The sequence below is a fragment of the Bradyrhizobium sp. cf659 genome (assembly GCF_900113725.1).
In the GTDB taxonomy this organism is placed as follows: domain Bacteria; phylum Pseudomonadota; class Alphaproteobacteria; order Rhizobiales; family Xanthobacteraceae; genus Bradyrhizobium.
Genome location: NZ_FOQJ01000016.1, coordinates 103,970 through 118,286, shown reverse-complemented (window position 1 = coordinate 118,286; position 14,317 = coordinate 103,970). Strand labels below are relative to the sequence as shown.

Here is a 14,317-nt window from a genome sequence, read left to right as displayed (position 1 = left end):
GCTCCCGCCAGTTCTTAGCCTAAATGCGATTGCCGGGGGTTCTAACACGGCATTTTGCGGGCCGGGAAGCCGCTTTCGGGCTCGCAGGGCTGCCTTGCCGCAGCGGGAAAGCGCAAGGAATTACAAAGTTTTGCCTGGGAGGCGACGATGGACCAAGGAACGGCCGAGACCGGCGCTGTGACGGGCGGTGTCAACATCCTGCTGCGGCTGGAGGGCCTGACCCTGTTTGCAGGCATGGTGATGCTCTACTGGGCCTGGGACGGCTCGTGGCTGGTCTTTGCCCTGCTCTTCTTCGTGCCCGATCTGAGCTTCCTAGCATACCTTTCGGACGTCAGGTTCGGCGCGCTGGTCTACAACGCCGCCCACAGCTACATGGCGCCGGTGGCGCTGCTGACGCTGGGCTTCGGCCTCGCCTCGCCGCTCACCTTGTCCATCGCCTTGATCTGGCTGGCCCATATCGGCATCGACCGGGCGCTGGGCTATGGCCTGAAATATTCGGCCGGGTTCGGCTTCACCCATCTCGGGCGGATTGGCCGGCAGAGGGACGCCTGATCCCGCGCGCGACCTGGCGGCGGGATGACCGATTTTGTCCGTGCTGGTCGGTTGACCCGGCGCCCGATTCAGGCTTGCTCCGGGCTTACGATCAGGCGCCGAATGTTGCGTGAGCCCAGTCGGTACGGCGGCGGTCCTCATGTCTGACTGCAAGCATCACCTCATGTCCGCGACGGTCGTCCCCCTGCCGCCGAACTCGTCGTCCGAAACCGTCGACTTCCTGCGGCGCATGGCCAGCATGGTGTCGGGGCGGAACGGCGAGATGCTGCTGCGTGCCGCAAGCCTGATCGAGTCGCTGACGCAGCGGGCGATGTCAGCCGAGCGGCTCTATCATCAGCAGCATGAAGAGAACACACGCCATGTCGAGCTGCGCGAGGCCGCCGAGCTTGCCTCCGACGCCATGGTCGGCCAGATCGAGGCGCTGCGGGCGCAGCTTACCGAGGTGACGGCGGCCGCGGCGGCCGAGCGTGCGGCGTTCGATGCCGAGCGCGGCAAGCTGCTCGGCCTGATGCAGGATGCGGCAAGCCACATCGGCAAGCTCACCACCGAGCTCGATACGCTGCGCGCCTCCGTCGACAGCTTCAACGAGACCGTGGTCTCCGTGCCGATCGAGGTGCTGCGGCTGGCGCGGACGCAGTTCGATTATCTCTCCAGCGGCTTTGCCAGACGCGGCGACGTGATCTCGCAGGCCATGAGCGAGATCGGCGGCTTTGCCATCGACCAGGCGCTGACGACCAAGAAGACGGCCGACAAGGCCTGAAAGCATCGCGTGTGAGCGTTCCCTCGAGATCGTCATGCCCGGGCTTGTCCCGGGCATCCACGTTCTTAGGAGCAGCTAACGAAGGTCGTGGATGGCCGGGACATAGGCGAGCGAAAGCGACGCCGTCCTTCGGACGGCTATGCCCGGCCATGACGCTGTGGAAGCTTCCGGGCCCCGATCGCTGACGTCATATGTGATTGCCCTGCGCATAGGCCGCCGCGCATCAAATTGACAGCGCGCGGGCCCGTTGTTCTACTGCGCAAAATATCAGGAGAATCCGATGCCGAGGGCATTCCGCGTCGCTGCCGCGCTCATCGCGCTTTGCGTCTCAACCGCGCTCGCCAACGCGCAATCCCTTCCCAAGGACGCCGCCACCCGGGTCGAGATCTTCCCGATTCCCTCGCTCACCCTCTCCGACCAGCAATTCCTCAGCGGCGATGCGGCCGCCGGCAAGCCGGTGACGGTCGCGGGCGAATTCCGGCTCGCGCAGGGCACCGGAAAACTTCCCGTCGTCGTGCTGATGCACGGCTCCAGCGGCGTCGGCGCCACCACGGAAGCCTGGGTGCACGCGTTCAACGCCATGGGCATCTCGACCTTCGTGATCGACGGCTTTACCGGCCGCGGACTGACGGTGGTCGGACCGAACCAGGCCCTGCTCGGCCGGCTCAATCTGATCGTCGACATCTATCGTTCGCTCGAGATCTTGGCGAAGCATCCCCGCGTCGATCCCGACCGCATCGTGCTGATGGGCTTTTCGCGCGGCGGACAGGCGACGCTCTATGCGAGCCTCGACCGCTTCAACAAGCTCTGGAACAAGTCCGGCATCCAGTTCGCCGCCTACATCCCGTTCTATCCGGATTGCTCGACGACCTACCTCGGCGATACCGAGGTCGCGGCGCGCCCGATCCGTATCTTCCACGGCACGCCTGACGACTACAATCCCGTGAAGAGCTGCAAGGCCTTTGTCGAGCGGCTCAAGACCGCTGGGCGCGATGTGGTGCTGACCGAATACCCTGACAGCGCGCACGGCTTCGACAGCGGCCTGCTCGGCGCCGCCACCGTGACGGTCTCCGCCAACGCCCAGACCGTGCGCAATTGCCAGATCAGGGAAGGCGACGGCGGCGTGCTGATGAACGCCGGCACGCAGGCGCCCTTCACCTACAAGGACACCTGCGTCGAGCTCAATCCGCATGTCGGCGGCAATCCCGCAACCGCCGCGGAGTCGCGCAAGGCTGTCGAGGAATTCTTGCAGGCGCTGTTCAAGCTGGGTTGAGAGGCAGCCGGGTCTTGCATGGCTCGAGACGCCCCCTTTGCGGGCTCCTCACCATGAGGATCACGTGTGAGCCGACGCCGGCACCACATACTCCGTCATTGCGAGCGCAGCGAAGCAATCCAGAGTCTTTCCGCGGAGGGGCTCTGGATTGCTTCGCGGAGCCTGTCATCGGGCCGCGCTGCGCGCGGACCCGTTGGCTCGCAATGACGCGTGGAGAGAGGCGCGCTCGCAATGACGAGCCCTACGGCTCACCCGGCTTGAACGGCTCCTGCTTGTCCGGCGGCACCGTCTCCTCGGCCATGGCCAGTAGCATCGCGACCATCACGTAGTTGCCGGCGACCGCGGTGAGGTCGACGATCTGCTGGTCGTTGAACACTTTCTTCGCGCGCGCATAGGTCTCGTCGGTGACCTTCTTGGTCGTGGTGATCTCGGTGACGAAATCGTAGACCACAGCCTCGTCCTCGGCCATCTTCGACGGCCGCTTGTTGGCTTTCAGCTCGGCAATGATGTCGGGTGACAGGCCCGCCTTCGCGGCCAGTGGCGCGTGCGCGAACCACTCCACCTGCGAACGCCACTGCCTCCCGATGATCAGGATCGCGAACTCGTTGAGTTTTGTGGGGACCGAGGTCTCCCAGCGCAGATAGTAGAACAGGTCGAACAGGCGCTGGCCGAGCACGGGGCTGCGGATCATGGGATTGTAGGGCCCGCCGATGCCGACGCTCGACACCTTCATGATCTGCTCGCCGAGCGGCTTCTGCTTGGCGTCGAGCTGGTCCATGGTGAGCTGCGGAAAGCGCGGCTCCTTGCTGGTGGCGGGTGCCGCAAACATCGTGGCGGCGAGCCAGCCGCCAGCTGCGGCAAGCGTAAGCGACGACAGCCAGAGTGGCGCTGAGTTCATTGTTGTCCTCCCGACCTTTTTTCTTGCTTGGTCGGAAGGATGCTAGTCGAGCGAGTTCGTGTGCGCCAGCTAGACCGCGCCGATCTCGGCAAGGCAGGCTTGCGTCAGCGGCATGCGCTCGCCGACGAGGCGCGGCTCGGTGCAATCCATGTTGAGCGCAAACACGGTGTGCGCCTCGCCCTTCTCGGCCCAGCCGACCATCCAGCCCAGCGACGGCTCGCCGCGCTCGGCGCCCAAAAGGCCGGACTTGGCGCGGATGACGCTATCGCCGACCTTGGTCACCGGCAGGATGTCAGCGACGAGATCCTGGCTGCGCTTGGAAATCGGCAGCGCGCGGCGGCGCAGCCGGTCGACGAAATCGATCTGCTCGACCGGATCGATGCGCAAAGCGCCTGTGAGCCAGAACTGGTCGATGCCGCCGCCTATGTCGCGATTGCCATAGTCGAACAGATCGACGTATTTCTGCATGCGCTCCTGCCCGATGCGGCGCGCGATCTCCTGATAGACCGGGACCGCACTGACCGCGATGGCGCTGCGCAGCGTGTGATCCTTGTTCCACGCCTCGATTCCGCGCTTCACGCCGTCCCAGGGGAAAACGTCCTTGTCGGGATCTGTGACCACGCCGGTCTCCAACGCGATCAGCGAGTTCGGGATCTTGAAGGTCGAGGCCGGCAGCTTGCCCTCGCCCGAGCGCTCCTTGTCGCTGGCGACGATCAGATAGTCCTCGACCTTGTAGCCGACAAAGGTGCCTGATGTGCCGAGGTCGGTGAAGCGTTTTGCCAGGCTGTCGCGGATCTCGTTGCGCGGCGGCGCGACATGGGCGAGCGCGCGCGACGGCAGGATCGCGGTTGCGGCGAGAAGGCCGAGGGTGGAACGGCGAGTGATCACGTGCAGTGTCCGTTGAGCGATGGAATTGGCGGCGACCATGCAGCCGCTATCATGGTGAAACGATGACAGCTACCTGGCCCGGCCCGACAGCCGCAGCACGAACACCAGCACTTCGGCGACGGCCTTGTAGAGATCGGGCGGGATCTCCTCGCCAAGCTCGACCTTGGACAGCGCGCCGGCCAGGATTTCGTTCTCCTCGATCGGGATGTCGTTGGCCCTGGCGATCTCGACGATCTTTTCGCCGATCGTGCCCTTGCCCTTGGCGACGACGACCGGCGCGCCAGAGCCCTTCTCGTAATGCAGTGCGATCGCAAGCTTGGATGGATCGCTCATGTGGCGCGATCCAGGAAGTGGCCGGCGCGGGCCGGTGCCGGTTGCGGCGGCGTGCCGTCCCGCACCACGATGTCGCCGGGCTTGAGCTCGGCCCTGGTCATCGCCTGGCTGAGCTCATCGATCCCGGCGCGAAGCTGCTGCGCGGTCGCCGGCCGCTCCGCCCACATCCGCACGAAGGTCTTGTCGCCGTTCAGAGTGATCAGCGCGTGCACGGGGCCGGCCGGCTCGACGTTGAGCGTGAAGCGTGCACGCCAGGCGCGTTTGGCAGGATCGGCGGATTCGTTGCCACCGTCGCGCGAGATCTCGAACTGCGCCATGGCGGTGCCCTGTGGGGTCGCAAAGGGAATCTCGAAATTCCACTGCGGCACGGCCGGATCGATGCGATGGCCGGAGGCATCGGTGCGATCGGGGAGCGAGGCGACCTGGAGCAAGGTCTGCCGCGCGATCGCGGCATCGGTGTCGTCGAGCAGACGGTGCACGGTCGCAGCCAGCGGCGCATCCGGCACGAGCGACGGTGAGGCGATGGACTGCGGCGACGGCAGGGCGCCGCGGAATGGCGGTGGCGTCGCGCGCGCGGCGGCCTCGAAGATGTGGCCATCGGGCACGGCCTTGTTCGAGCCCGGCAAATTGCCGATCATGCGCGGCAGATTTTGCGTGACCTCCTGCAAGAGGCTCGCGGCAAGGCCAGCGGACATGGTTCGCGAGCCCGCCGCCTGCGGCGTTGCGCCCGCCATGTCTGCCAGCACGGCGGCTGCGAGCGCAGCGCCGCGCGGCATTTGCGTCGGCTGGGCGATCTCCGCCTCGGGCGACGGCAATGCCGCCTGCGCGGCCTCGCCCGCCGCCTGAAGTGCGGACGTTGCGGTCTGCGGCGCGACGCCTGTCGGCGGCGCGGTGCCTTGCGCCGGTGCCTGCGGTACGCCGGTCTCGAGCGTTCCCGAGGTCGCGGCCAGTGTCTGGCGCAGCACCAGGAGCGCCGCCTTCAGGTCCGGCACGGCGCCTGGCGACGGCGTCGCGCCCGCGGCAAGCGAGGCCTCGAGAAACAGGCCGGACTTCTGGAAGGCGGATTCGATGTCGCCGCCGTCGAGCTCGGTATTGAGCGGCGTCTGCTGCGCCAGCACGTCGAGCACCGCCTGCTTTAATCCCGCCGGCAGATCGCTGCCGGTCACGACGGAGGCCAGATTGGCGAACAGCGGCGCCTGGCTGCCCTGCTTGCTCGCGGCCTCGGCCGAAGCCATTGTGACCGCGACCTGCTCCGATGACGTCAAGGTGTTGCGCGCCGCGCTCGCGGATGGCGCAAGCGACGGGCTGTCGACCAGCGAAGCCGCGGCCGGCGTCAGCGTGACCTGGTCGGCGGCTGCCTCGCCTGCGCCGCCCACGACGGCGAGGCGGATGGTGCCGTCGTTCTGCGACACCGCAAGCTGGAGATTTTGTCCCGGCGACAGCGCGACTTCCGACATCACGTCGAGGGTGAGATTTGCAATCGCGATCCGCACCAGATTGTCGGCGAGCACGCTGACGACTCTGGCGTCGACGACGCTGCCGGCCTGGAGCACGATGTCAGGCGTCGCCGCATCAGCCGCGGGGCTGGCAGCACTGACGGGAGTAATGGAACTGATCGGCGTCGCCATCTCAGGGGCCCAGGAGCACGGGCCACCCTAACGCCGGCGTCGTAAACCTCTCGTTAAGGACCTTCGGCCGCGGACGGCTTGACCGCCGCCAGAACTGCGACGGCAGCGTTGAAATCCCGCGCGCGGGCGGCCCGGCGTGCCGCGGCCTCCTCGTCCACGCCCCATTGGTCGGCGTTCCAGTCCTCATCGACATGGGCGGCGGCCCAGACCTGGTCGGCCTCGCGCACGCCATGGGCCAGGGCCAGCGCCAGCAGCGCCGAGCCGGTCAGGGTCGTCACCACATGGAGTGCCGCGACCGACCAGGCATCCCCGGGCAAGGCTGCGCGGGCGGCCTGAATGGCCTCGTCCGGCTGCTTCACATGCATGACGCCCTCGGACAGGATGAAATGCGCCCCCAGTGCCTCCGCGGCCCAGAACAGCACGGGGTCCCAATGCGTGGCCTCGCGGGCCACGAGCGCCTCGGGATGGCCGGCGCGATAGAACAGCAGGTCGGACTCGAAATATTTTGCAAGGTCGTCCCTGACGAGCCCGACGCGATCGACCACGCCTTCGACCACGCTGTTGGCGATCCGCGTCAGCGGCATGGTCACGGGATCGATCGTCTCGCCCTGGGCCGCCCATTCGGCGGCGACCGCGTCCGCCAGCGCGCGCGAGGGGATCACCACCTGGCGACCGGACGGCGTGCGGATCGGCTTGCCGCCGAGCGTGATGGCGAAGCCACCTTCGGCCTCGGCGACGCCGGCCTCCTTGTAGAAGCGCTTGCGCTGCGGCGTGCGCGCGGACTGGCGGGCCGCCTCGCGTGGATCGCGCGGGGATTGCCCCGCAACCTCGTCGAACAATTCGCGCATGTCAGTTTTCGGCCCTACTCGCTCAGTGCTAGGCTTGTACGACAAGACCGGCGCCCGATAAAGCGAGCGGCAGGCATGAGGGAACTTGCGGGCATTGTGACCCTGGTCGCCGGCTTTGGGCTGGCCGCGGCGGAGGCCGGATTTCGTAGCCCGGAATCGCTGGTCCGCAACGTCTATGCCCATTACGGCCAGGGCGTGCCGGAGCTGTCAAAAGGCCTGCCGCGGGATGGCGCCACCGCCCGGCAGTTCTTCGATTTCCCGCTGCGCAAGGCCTGGAGCACGCCGAGGGCCGAGCCCTATGATTTCCTGGTGCAGAGCGCGAGCTGGAAGCTCGGCCCGGTCGCGATCGCGGTCGTGCGGAGGCAATACGACAAGACCTATGTCGCGGCGAATTTCGACAATCACGGCCGCCGCGTGACGCTGAACTTCATCCTCGTCAACGGCCCGGAAGGCTGGCTGATCACGGATGTCGAGACCCCGCACGACAGCTTGCGCATGTTTCTGGAGCAGTTTCGGAATTGAGGGGGCTGTGGACGCGCCCACAACCATCGCTGTCATGCCCCGCGAAGGCGGGGCATCCAGTACGCCGCGGCGGATGTGGTGAGAGCGAGCTCTCTAACGCCGGCCTCTGGAATACTGGATCGCCCGCCTTCGCGGGCGATGACAGCGAGAACGTGGCTAGTCCCGCGCCTTACTCGTTCGCGCGCCCCTACTCTTCCGGCGCGTTCTCGATCGGATCGAACCGGCTTGCATCGAGCCCGAGCAGATTCCACGACTGCTGCATGTGCGGCGGCAGCGGGGCGGTTGCGTCGATCACGCCGCCGCGCGGATGCGGAATGACGATGCGGCGCGCGAGCAGATGCAGCCGGTTTTGCAGGCCGCCCGGCAGCTGCCAATTCTCGATGTTGAAATATTTGGGATCGCCGACGATGGGGTGGCCGATGTGCTCCATATGCGCGCGGAGCTGGTGGGTGCGGCCCGTCACCGGTTTCAGCGACACCCAGGTCAGCTTGTTGCCCGCGGTCTCGACCACGGCATAGTAAGTCACCGCGTGGCTGGCGCCCTCATCGCCGTGCTGGGCGATGCGCATGATGGTGTCGTCCTCGCTCTCCTCCTTGGCAAGGAAGGTCGAGATGCGGCCCTGCTTCGGCTTCGGCAGCCCCGGCACCAAGGCCCAATAGACCTTTCGCGCCGACCGCGAACGGAACGCGCCGGTCAGATGCGAAGCGGCAAAGCGCGTCTTGGCGATCAGGAGACAGCCCGACGTCTCCCTGTCGATGCGGTGCACGAGGCGCGGCTTCTGGCCCTTGGCATCGCGCATCACCTCGAGCATCTGGTCGATGTGCCGCGTCATGCCCGAGCCGCCCTGCACGGCAAGTCCGGCCGGCTTGTTCAGGACGAGGACGTCGTCGTCCTCGTAGATCGTCATCTCCTTCAGCGCCTTGAGCGTCTTCTGCGCAGCCTCCGAGAGCTCGCCGACGGCCTTCGGTACGTCGAGCTTCAGCGGCGGGATGCGGACGCTCTGCCCCTCCTCCAGCCGGTCCTTGCTGTCGACGCGCTTGCCGTCGACGCGGAGCTCGCCTTTGCGGACGACGCGCTGGATGTGGGAGAACGACAGGCCGGGAAAGCGCGCCTCGAGGAAGCGATCGACGCGCATGTTGTTCTCGTCGGCCGTCACGGTGACGGTCTGCACCTTGGTCGGCAGCAGCGCCTCGACGGGCTTGGCCGGTGCAGGCTTTTCCAGCGCTGCCTTTTCCAACGCTGCCTTGGGCGGGCGCCGCTCGGCACGCTCGGCCGCAAAACGCGGCGGCTTCGCGCCCGGCTTGGCCCCAGGCCGCGGCCCTGCCTTCTTGGCGCTGCGCGCCTTGAACGGACGCGCGTCATCGCGCTCGTCACGCGAACGGGGCTTTGGGTTCATTCTCTTGATGCGACGGCTCATGGTTGCCTGCGTACCCTAAAAGCCGGCTCCCGTCACGGCGAAATGGCCGATTCTAGCGCGAGCCGCCCCGCTCCTTGCGCAGCTTGGCCCAATAGTCCAGCCGCTTCCTGATCTCCCGCTCGAACCCCCGCTCGGGCGGGTCGTAGAAGGTCTGGCGGCCCAGGGCGTCCGGGAAATAATCCTGGCCGGAGAAGGCGTCGGGGGCGTCGTGGTCGTATTCGTAAGCTGCGCCGTAGCCTTCCGACTTCATCAGCTTGGTCGGGGAATTGAGGATGTGCTTTGGCGGCAGCAGCGAGCCGGCCTGCTTTGCGGTCTGCATGGCGGCACCGAAGGCGGTGTAGACCGCGTTCGATTTCGGCGCAGTGGCGAGATAGACCACCGCTTGCGCGATGGCGAGCTCGCCTTCGGGATGGCCGAGGAAGTCGAAGGCGTCCTTGGCGGCATTGGCGATGACGAGCGCCTGCGGATCGGCAAGGCCGATGTCCTCGACCGCCATGCGCACGACGCGGCGGGCCAGAAACAGCGGGTCCTCGCCGGCATCGAGCATGCGCGCGAGGTAATACAGCGCAGCGTCGGGATCGGAGCCGCGCACCGACTTATGCAGCGCCGAGATCAGGTTGTAATGACCGTCGGCCGACTTGTCGTAGATCGGCGCGCGGCGTTGCAGGATATCCTGCAACTGCGCGGCATTGAAAATCTCATCAGCCCGCGCCGAACGCCAAACCTCCTCGGCGAGCGTCAGCGATGCCCTTCCGTCGCCGTCGGCCATGCGCACCAGCACCGCGCGTGCTTCCGCATCGAGCGGCAGCTTGCGGCCCTCGACCTCCTCGGCATGCGCAAACAGCTTTTCGATCGCGGCCGCATCGAGCGAGCGAAACACCAGCACGCGCGCGCGCGACAGAAGCGCCGCGTTGAGCTCGAAGGACGGGTTTTCGGTGGTGGCGCCGACCATGACCACCGTGCCGTCTTCCATGACAGGAAGAAACGAGTCCTGCTGGGCGCGGTTGAAGCGGTGTACCTCGTCGACGAACAGAAGCGTGCCCTTGCCCATCTCGCGGCGGGCACGCGCGGCGTCGAACGCCTTCTTGAGATCGGCCACGCCGGAGAACACCGCGGAGATCTGCTCGAAATGCAGGTCGGTCGCATCCGCCAGCAGCCGTGCGACCGTGGTCTTGCCGGTGCCGGGCGGGCCCCAGAACACCAGCGAGCCGAGCGTGCGCGTCTCCAGCATACGCGTCAGCGCGCCGTCGGGCCCGAGGATATGATCCTGCCCGACGACCTCCGACAACGCGCGCGGCCGCAGCCGATCCGGCAGCGGATGCGGGGCCTCGTGATCGAGCCCCGCCGCGGCAAAGAGAGTTGGCGTCTCCTGTGGTCGCTTCGGACTCATCCGCCCAGCGTAACGTTGATCTGCTGGCCACCGCGCACCAGCGTGATGCGCCAGATCCGCGGGCGCTCACCTGCGGCCTTCTCGAGGTCGCCGGTCCTGCCGATCTTCTGGTTGTTGACCGCCAGGATGATGTCGCCCTTCTGGAAGCCGACCTGAGCGGCCGCGCTGTCGCCGCCGAGATCGGTAATCACGACGCCTTCAGTGTCGGCATCCAGATGCAGCTCGTCCGCAACCGCCGGCGTGATGGTCGAGACCTTCGCACCCTGGAACGGCGAACGCGCGGTGACGACGAGCTCGTTGCGGCCGGTGTCGGGCGCGGTCTCCAGCGCCACCGTCAGCTTGACCGGCTTACCGCTGCGCTGCACGTCGATCTGCGCGGTGCCGCCGAGCGGACGCGTCGCGAAGCGGTAGTCGAAGGCATTGGGATCATCCACGGTCTGGCCGTCGATCCCGGTGATGAGATCGGAGGATTTCAGGCCGGCCTTCGCTGCGGGGCCGTTCGAGACCACGCTCGCGACCAGCGCACCGGTCGGCGAACGCAAGCCGAGGCTTTCGGCGATCTCGGGCGTCACCGTCTGCAATTTGGCGCCGAGCCAGGGACGCTTCACCGCCTTGCCGCCGCCCTTGGCGGAGGCGACGACCACGCGCACCATGTTGGCGGGGATCGCAAAGCCGATGCCCTGCGAGCCGCCGGAGCGCGAATAGATCGCGGTGTTGATGCCGGCAAGCTTGCCGCTCATGTCGACCAGCGCGCCGCCGGAATTGCCGGGATTGATCGCCGCATCGGTCTGGATGAAGAACTGGTAGTCGGTGATGCCGACCTGCGTGCGCGCCAGCGCCGAGATGATGCCGTGGGTCACGGTCTGGCCGACGCCGAAGGGATTGCCGATCGCGAGCACGACGTCGCCGACCAGCAGCTCGTCCGAATTGGTGAAGTCGAGCGTCGGGAATTTCTCCTTGGTGTCCTTCAGGCGCAGTACGGCGAGATCGGTGCGGGAATCCTTCAGCAGGATCTCGGCCTCGAACTCGCGCTTGTCCGACAGCGACACCTTGACCTGGTCCGCGCCCTCGATGACGTGGACGTTGGTGACGACGAGGCCCGTCGTATCGACGATGACGCCGGAGCCGAGCGAGCGCTGCATCTGCTCGGGCTGCTGGCCCGGCACGCCGAAGAAACGGCGGAAGACCGGGTCGTCGAGCAGCGGATTACGGTTCTGCACCACCTTGGCGGCATAGACGTTGACGACGGCCGGCTGCACCCGCTGTACGATCGGCGCATAGGACAGCCGCAGCTCGGCCGGCGACGACGGGACCCGACGGTCCTGCGCCGCAGCCGGATTGAAGTGGGCCGAAAAGGCTATGCACAATGCCGTGACGACGGCGGTCCAGGTCGATCGAAACATTCCTACCTCTTGGAAAAGACGCCGGAATATAGGCGCGTTCGCCCCCCAATAGAAGGGCGCGGAACGGCAATATTCACCCCCTTCCGCCGCCTGCCGCATACAGGCCCCGCGTACGAAATGGCAATTTGCCCGGCGCTGTGGATTGGCATGATGCGCGTCATCTTGCATGGTGATGCAAGGCGGATTCGGTTGCGGCGAATTTGCATCAGTGGGAACCGCGCAACCGGAGCGCGCCGTCGCGGGGCAGTCATCGATCGTTCCTAGGCTCTCCGCCTGCGACTTGGGGAAGTTCGTCAAACAATGGAGGCGTGATGTGAGCAGGACAAGAATTGCAGCCACGGCGATGGGTCTCGCCGGCGTGCTTGCGGCCGCACAGGCCCAGGCCCAATCGGCAAGCAGCAGCGAGCAGGAGATCGCGCTGCTGAAGCAGCAGCTGAAGATGCTGGAGCAGAAGCTCGACAAGCTCCAGAGCCAGACCGCGGCGAACACGGCGGCGACGGCGAAAGCCAAGGCCGAGGCGAAGGCCGAAGCCAAAGCCGAAGCGCGCTCGGAAGCGAAAGCGGTCGTGGCCAATGCCAACGCTGCGATCCCGCTCAAGGGGCCCGCGCCGGCGTCGGGCGTCGTCGTGACGATGCCGAACAACCGGCCGACCATCTGTACTGCCGATGGGGCGAACTGCGTCGGCATCACCGGCCGCGTGCACTACGATGTCGGCGGCTATGATTATCGTCCCAACACCGCGGCCACCGTGCCGCAGAAGCTCGACAGCGGCGAGAACGTCCGCCGCGCGCGCATCGGCCTTGCCGGCAAATTCTTCAACGACTGGAATTTCGCGCTGGTCTACGACTTCGGCGGCACCTCCGATGGATTTGGCGGCGCAGCTCCCGGATCGCTGCCCGGCGGCGGCGTCTCCGGCGTGGAGAACGCCTATCTCAGCTACACCGGCCTGAAGCCGTTCGGCGGACGGATGGCGATCGAGGCCGGCATCATGGACCTGCCCTACACCATGGACGAAGCCACGAGCTCCAACGACATCATGTTCATGGAGCGCGCCTCGGCGGGCGTCATCGCGACCAATATCGCCGCCGGCGACTTCCGCTCGGCGGCCGGCACGCGCTGGTACAACGACCAGCTCTGGATCGGCGGCTATGTCACAGGACCGTCGACGGGGGCGATCCATTCCGCCTCGAGCGCGGCGCCGGCGGGCACGAGCGAGCAATATGGCGCGGTGGCGCGCGTTGCCGGAAATCCCATCAGCGGCAAGGACTACTCGGTGCATATCGGCGCCGACGCGCAGTGGCTGATCCAGCCGCCGCGCAATCTCATCGCCAATACGCAGACGGTGACGCTGAGCGATCGGCCTGAGTTGCGTCTCGATCCGACGACGCTGATCTCGACCGGCGCGATCGCCAATGCCTCGGGCGCGCAGGTCTACAGCGTCGAAGCGGCGGCGACCTATGGACCGTTCATCGTTCAGGGCGAGTACTTCTGGTACAACATCGACCGCACCGCCAACACCGGCGTGCCGCTGGTCGGCGCACCGAGCCTGAAATTCCAGGGCGGCTATGCGCAGGCCGGCTACGTGCTGACCGGCGAGGGCCGGACCTACAATGCGGCGAACGCGGCCTATAACGGCGTCAAGCCGGCGCATCCGTTCTCGCTCGACGGCGGCGGCTGGGGCGCCTGGGAAATCGCGGGACGCTTCTCGACGATCGACCTCAACGACCAGCTCGCGACCGCCAACGGCATCGCCGGCGGCCGGCAGACCGTCTACACGCTGGCGCTCAACTGGTACGTCAACGGCAACGTCCGCTTCATGCTCGACTATCTGCACGGCACGGTGTCGCGGCAGGCCTCGCCCGTCTCGACCGCCGATGTCGGCTCGAAATTCGACGCCGTCGCGATGCGCACGCAGTTCGCGTTCTGACGCAATCTCTTCCGGGAGCGGCACGATCCGCTCCCGGATATCTACGCCGCGCGCTTCGGCTTCTTCACCACCACCGGCGGCGGCGCGCAGGAGAGCCGCTGCTGATGGCTCTCGCCCCAGGCCTTCAGGATGTCGATCACCGGCTTGAGGCTCTCGCCGAGCTCGGAGAGGCAATACTCCACCCGCGGCGGCACCTCCGCGTAGACCTTGCGGATGACGAGCCCGTCCTCCTCCAGCGCGCGAAGCTGCTTGGTCAGCATGCGCTGGGTGATGGCGGGCATCAGGCGGCGCAGCTCGCCGAAGCGCTGGGTGCCGCTCTGGAGGTGGTAGAGGATCACGCCCTTCCATTTGCCGTCGATGAGGTCCAGCGTCGCCTCGACCGAGCAGCCGGGGCGGCGGGCAAAATTGCGCCGTTTCATGCGTGTTTTCCCAATAGTATCCAAACGGGGACTATATCCCCGAATTTACAGTACTTGCC

The 14,317-nt window shown here is 66.6% G+C and carries 14 protein-coding genes; 5 read left to right on the top strand and 9 right to left on the bottom strand.

The features are described from left to right. Nucleotides 1-147 precede the first annotated feature (147 nt). From BM118_RS37625 to BM118_RS37615, 3 genes are all read left to right on the top strand, one after another. The gene (locus tag BM118_RS37625; RefSeq protein WP_092192717.1) at nucleotides 148-552 is read left to right on the top strand and encodes a DUF4260 domain-containing protein; all 405 of its coding nucleotides are present in this window, start codon (nucleotides 148-150) and stop codon (nucleotides 550-552) included. A gap of 163 nt (nucleotides 553-715) precedes the next feature. Beyond that, nucleotides 716-1,312: a hypothetical protein gene (locus BM118_RS37620; RefSeq protein ID WP_177235043.1), complete on the top strand. Its 597-nt coding sequence runs from the start codon at nucleotides 716-718 to the stop codon at nucleotides 1,310-1,312. A 280-nt stretch (nucleotides 1,313-1,592) separates the two neighbouring features. After that, nucleotides 1,593-2,585: a dienelactone hydrolase family protein gene (locus BM118_RS37615; RefSeq protein ID WP_092192764.1), complete on the top strand. Its 993-nt coding sequence runs from the start codon at nucleotides 1,593-1,595 to the stop codon at nucleotides 2,583-2,585. A gap of 241 nt (nucleotides 2,586-2,826) precedes the next feature. Here the strand turns inward: BM118_RS37615 and BM118_RS37610 are convergent, their stop codons facing one another. The 5 genes from BM118_RS37610 to BM118_RS37585 all read right to left on the bottom strand — a co-directional run bounded on the left by BM118_RS37610 (nucleotide 2,827) and on the right by BM118_RS37585 (nucleotide 7,180). After that, nucleotides 2,827-3,483, bottom strand: a complete 657-nt coding sequence (locus BM118_RS37610; protein WP_092192714.1) for a carboxymuconolactone decarboxylase family protein — start codon at nucleotides 3,481-3,483, stop codon at nucleotides 2,827-2,829. A gap of 69 nt (nucleotides 3,484-3,552) precedes the next feature. Further along, nucleotides 3,553-4,410 (bottom strand): class D beta-lactamase, encoded by an 858-nt coding sequence (gene blaOXA / locus BM118_RS37605; RefSeq protein WP_441299773.1) that lies wholly within the window; start codon nucleotides 4,408-4,410, stop codon nucleotides 3,553-3,555. A gap of 30 nt (nucleotides 4,411-4,440) precedes the next feature. Then, complete coding sequence (locus BM118_RS37600; protein ID WP_092192710.1) at nucleotides 4,441-4,704, bottom strand: EscU/YscU/HrcU family type III secretion system export apparatus switch protein; 264 nt, start codon at nucleotides 4,702-4,704, stop codon at nucleotides 4,441-4,443. Next, nucleotides 4,701-6,332, bottom strand: a complete 1,632-nt coding sequence (locus BM118_RS37595; RefSeq protein WP_177235038.1) for a flagellar hook-length control protein FliK — start codon at nucleotides 6,330-6,332, stop codon at nucleotides 4,701-4,703. Before BM118_RS37595 ends, BM118_RS37600 begins: the two co-directional genes overlap by 4 nt. 53 nt (nucleotides 6,333-6,385) lie before the next feature. Continuing rightward, nucleotides 6,386-7,180 carry an ATP12 family chaperone protein gene (locus BM118_RS37585; protein WP_092192708.1) on the bottom strand — a complete coding sequence of 265 codons (795 nt, stop codon included), beginning with the start codon at nucleotides 7,178-7,180 and terminating at the stop codon, nucleotides 6,386-6,388. 75 nt (nucleotides 7,181-7,255) lie between these two features. On the opposite strand from BM118_RS37585, the gene BM118_RS37580 reads away from it, so the two are divergent. Then, nucleotides 7,256-7,702, top strand: coding sequence for a hypothetical protein (locus BM118_RS37580; protein ID WP_092192706.1), 447 nt, complete (start codon nucleotides 7,256-7,258; stop codon nucleotides 7,700-7,702). Between the two features lie 187 nt (nucleotides 7,703-7,889). On the opposite strand, the gene BM118_RS37575 is transcribed toward BM118_RS37580, so the two are convergent. The 3 genes from BM118_RS37575 to BM118_RS37565 are packed head-to-tail and all read right to left on the bottom strand — an operon-like array spanning nucleotide 7,890 to nucleotide 11,912. Further along, nucleotides 7,890-9,119 carry an RluA family pseudouridine synthase gene (locus tag BM118_RS37575; RefSeq protein WP_092192704.1) on the bottom strand — a complete coding sequence of 410 codons (1,230 nt, stop codon included), beginning with the start codon at nucleotides 9,117-9,119 and terminating at the stop codon, nucleotides 7,890-7,892. Between the two features lie 52 nt (nucleotides 9,120-9,171). After that, complete coding sequence (locus BM118_RS37570) at nucleotides 9,172-10,509, bottom strand: replication-associated recombination protein A (RefSeq protein ID WP_092192702.1); 1,338 nt, start codon at nucleotides 10,507-10,509, stop codon at nucleotides 9,172-9,174. Next, the gene (locus tag BM118_RS37565; protein WP_177235037.1) at nucleotides 10,506-11,912 is read right to left on the bottom strand and encodes a DegQ family serine endoprotease; all 1,407 of its coding nucleotides are present in this window, start codon (nucleotides 11,910-11,912) and stop codon (nucleotides 10,506-10,508) included. The genes BM118_RS37570 and BM118_RS37565 overlap by 4 nt, the downstream gene beginning before the upstream one ends. 313 nt (nucleotides 11,913-12,225) lie before the next feature. Between BM118_RS37565 and BM118_RS37560 the strand changes: the two genes are divergently transcribed. Continuing rightward, the gene (locus tag BM118_RS37560; RefSeq protein ID WP_092192700.1) at nucleotides 12,226-13,839 is read left to right on the top strand and encodes an OprO/OprP family phosphate-selective porin; all 1,614 of its coding nucleotides are present in this window, start codon (nucleotides 12,226-12,228) and stop codon (nucleotides 13,837-13,839) included. 41 nt (nucleotides 13,840-13,880) lie between these two features. On the opposite strand, the gene BM118_RS37555 is transcribed toward BM118_RS37560, so the two are convergent. Continuing rightward, nucleotides 13,881-14,258: a winged helix-turn-helix transcriptional regulator gene (locus BM118_RS37555; RefSeq protein ID WP_092192698.1), complete on the bottom strand. Its 378-nt coding sequence runs from the start codon at nucleotides 14,256-14,258 to the stop codon at nucleotides 13,881-13,883. Between the last annotated feature and the right edge of the window lie 59 nt (nucleotides 14,259-14,317).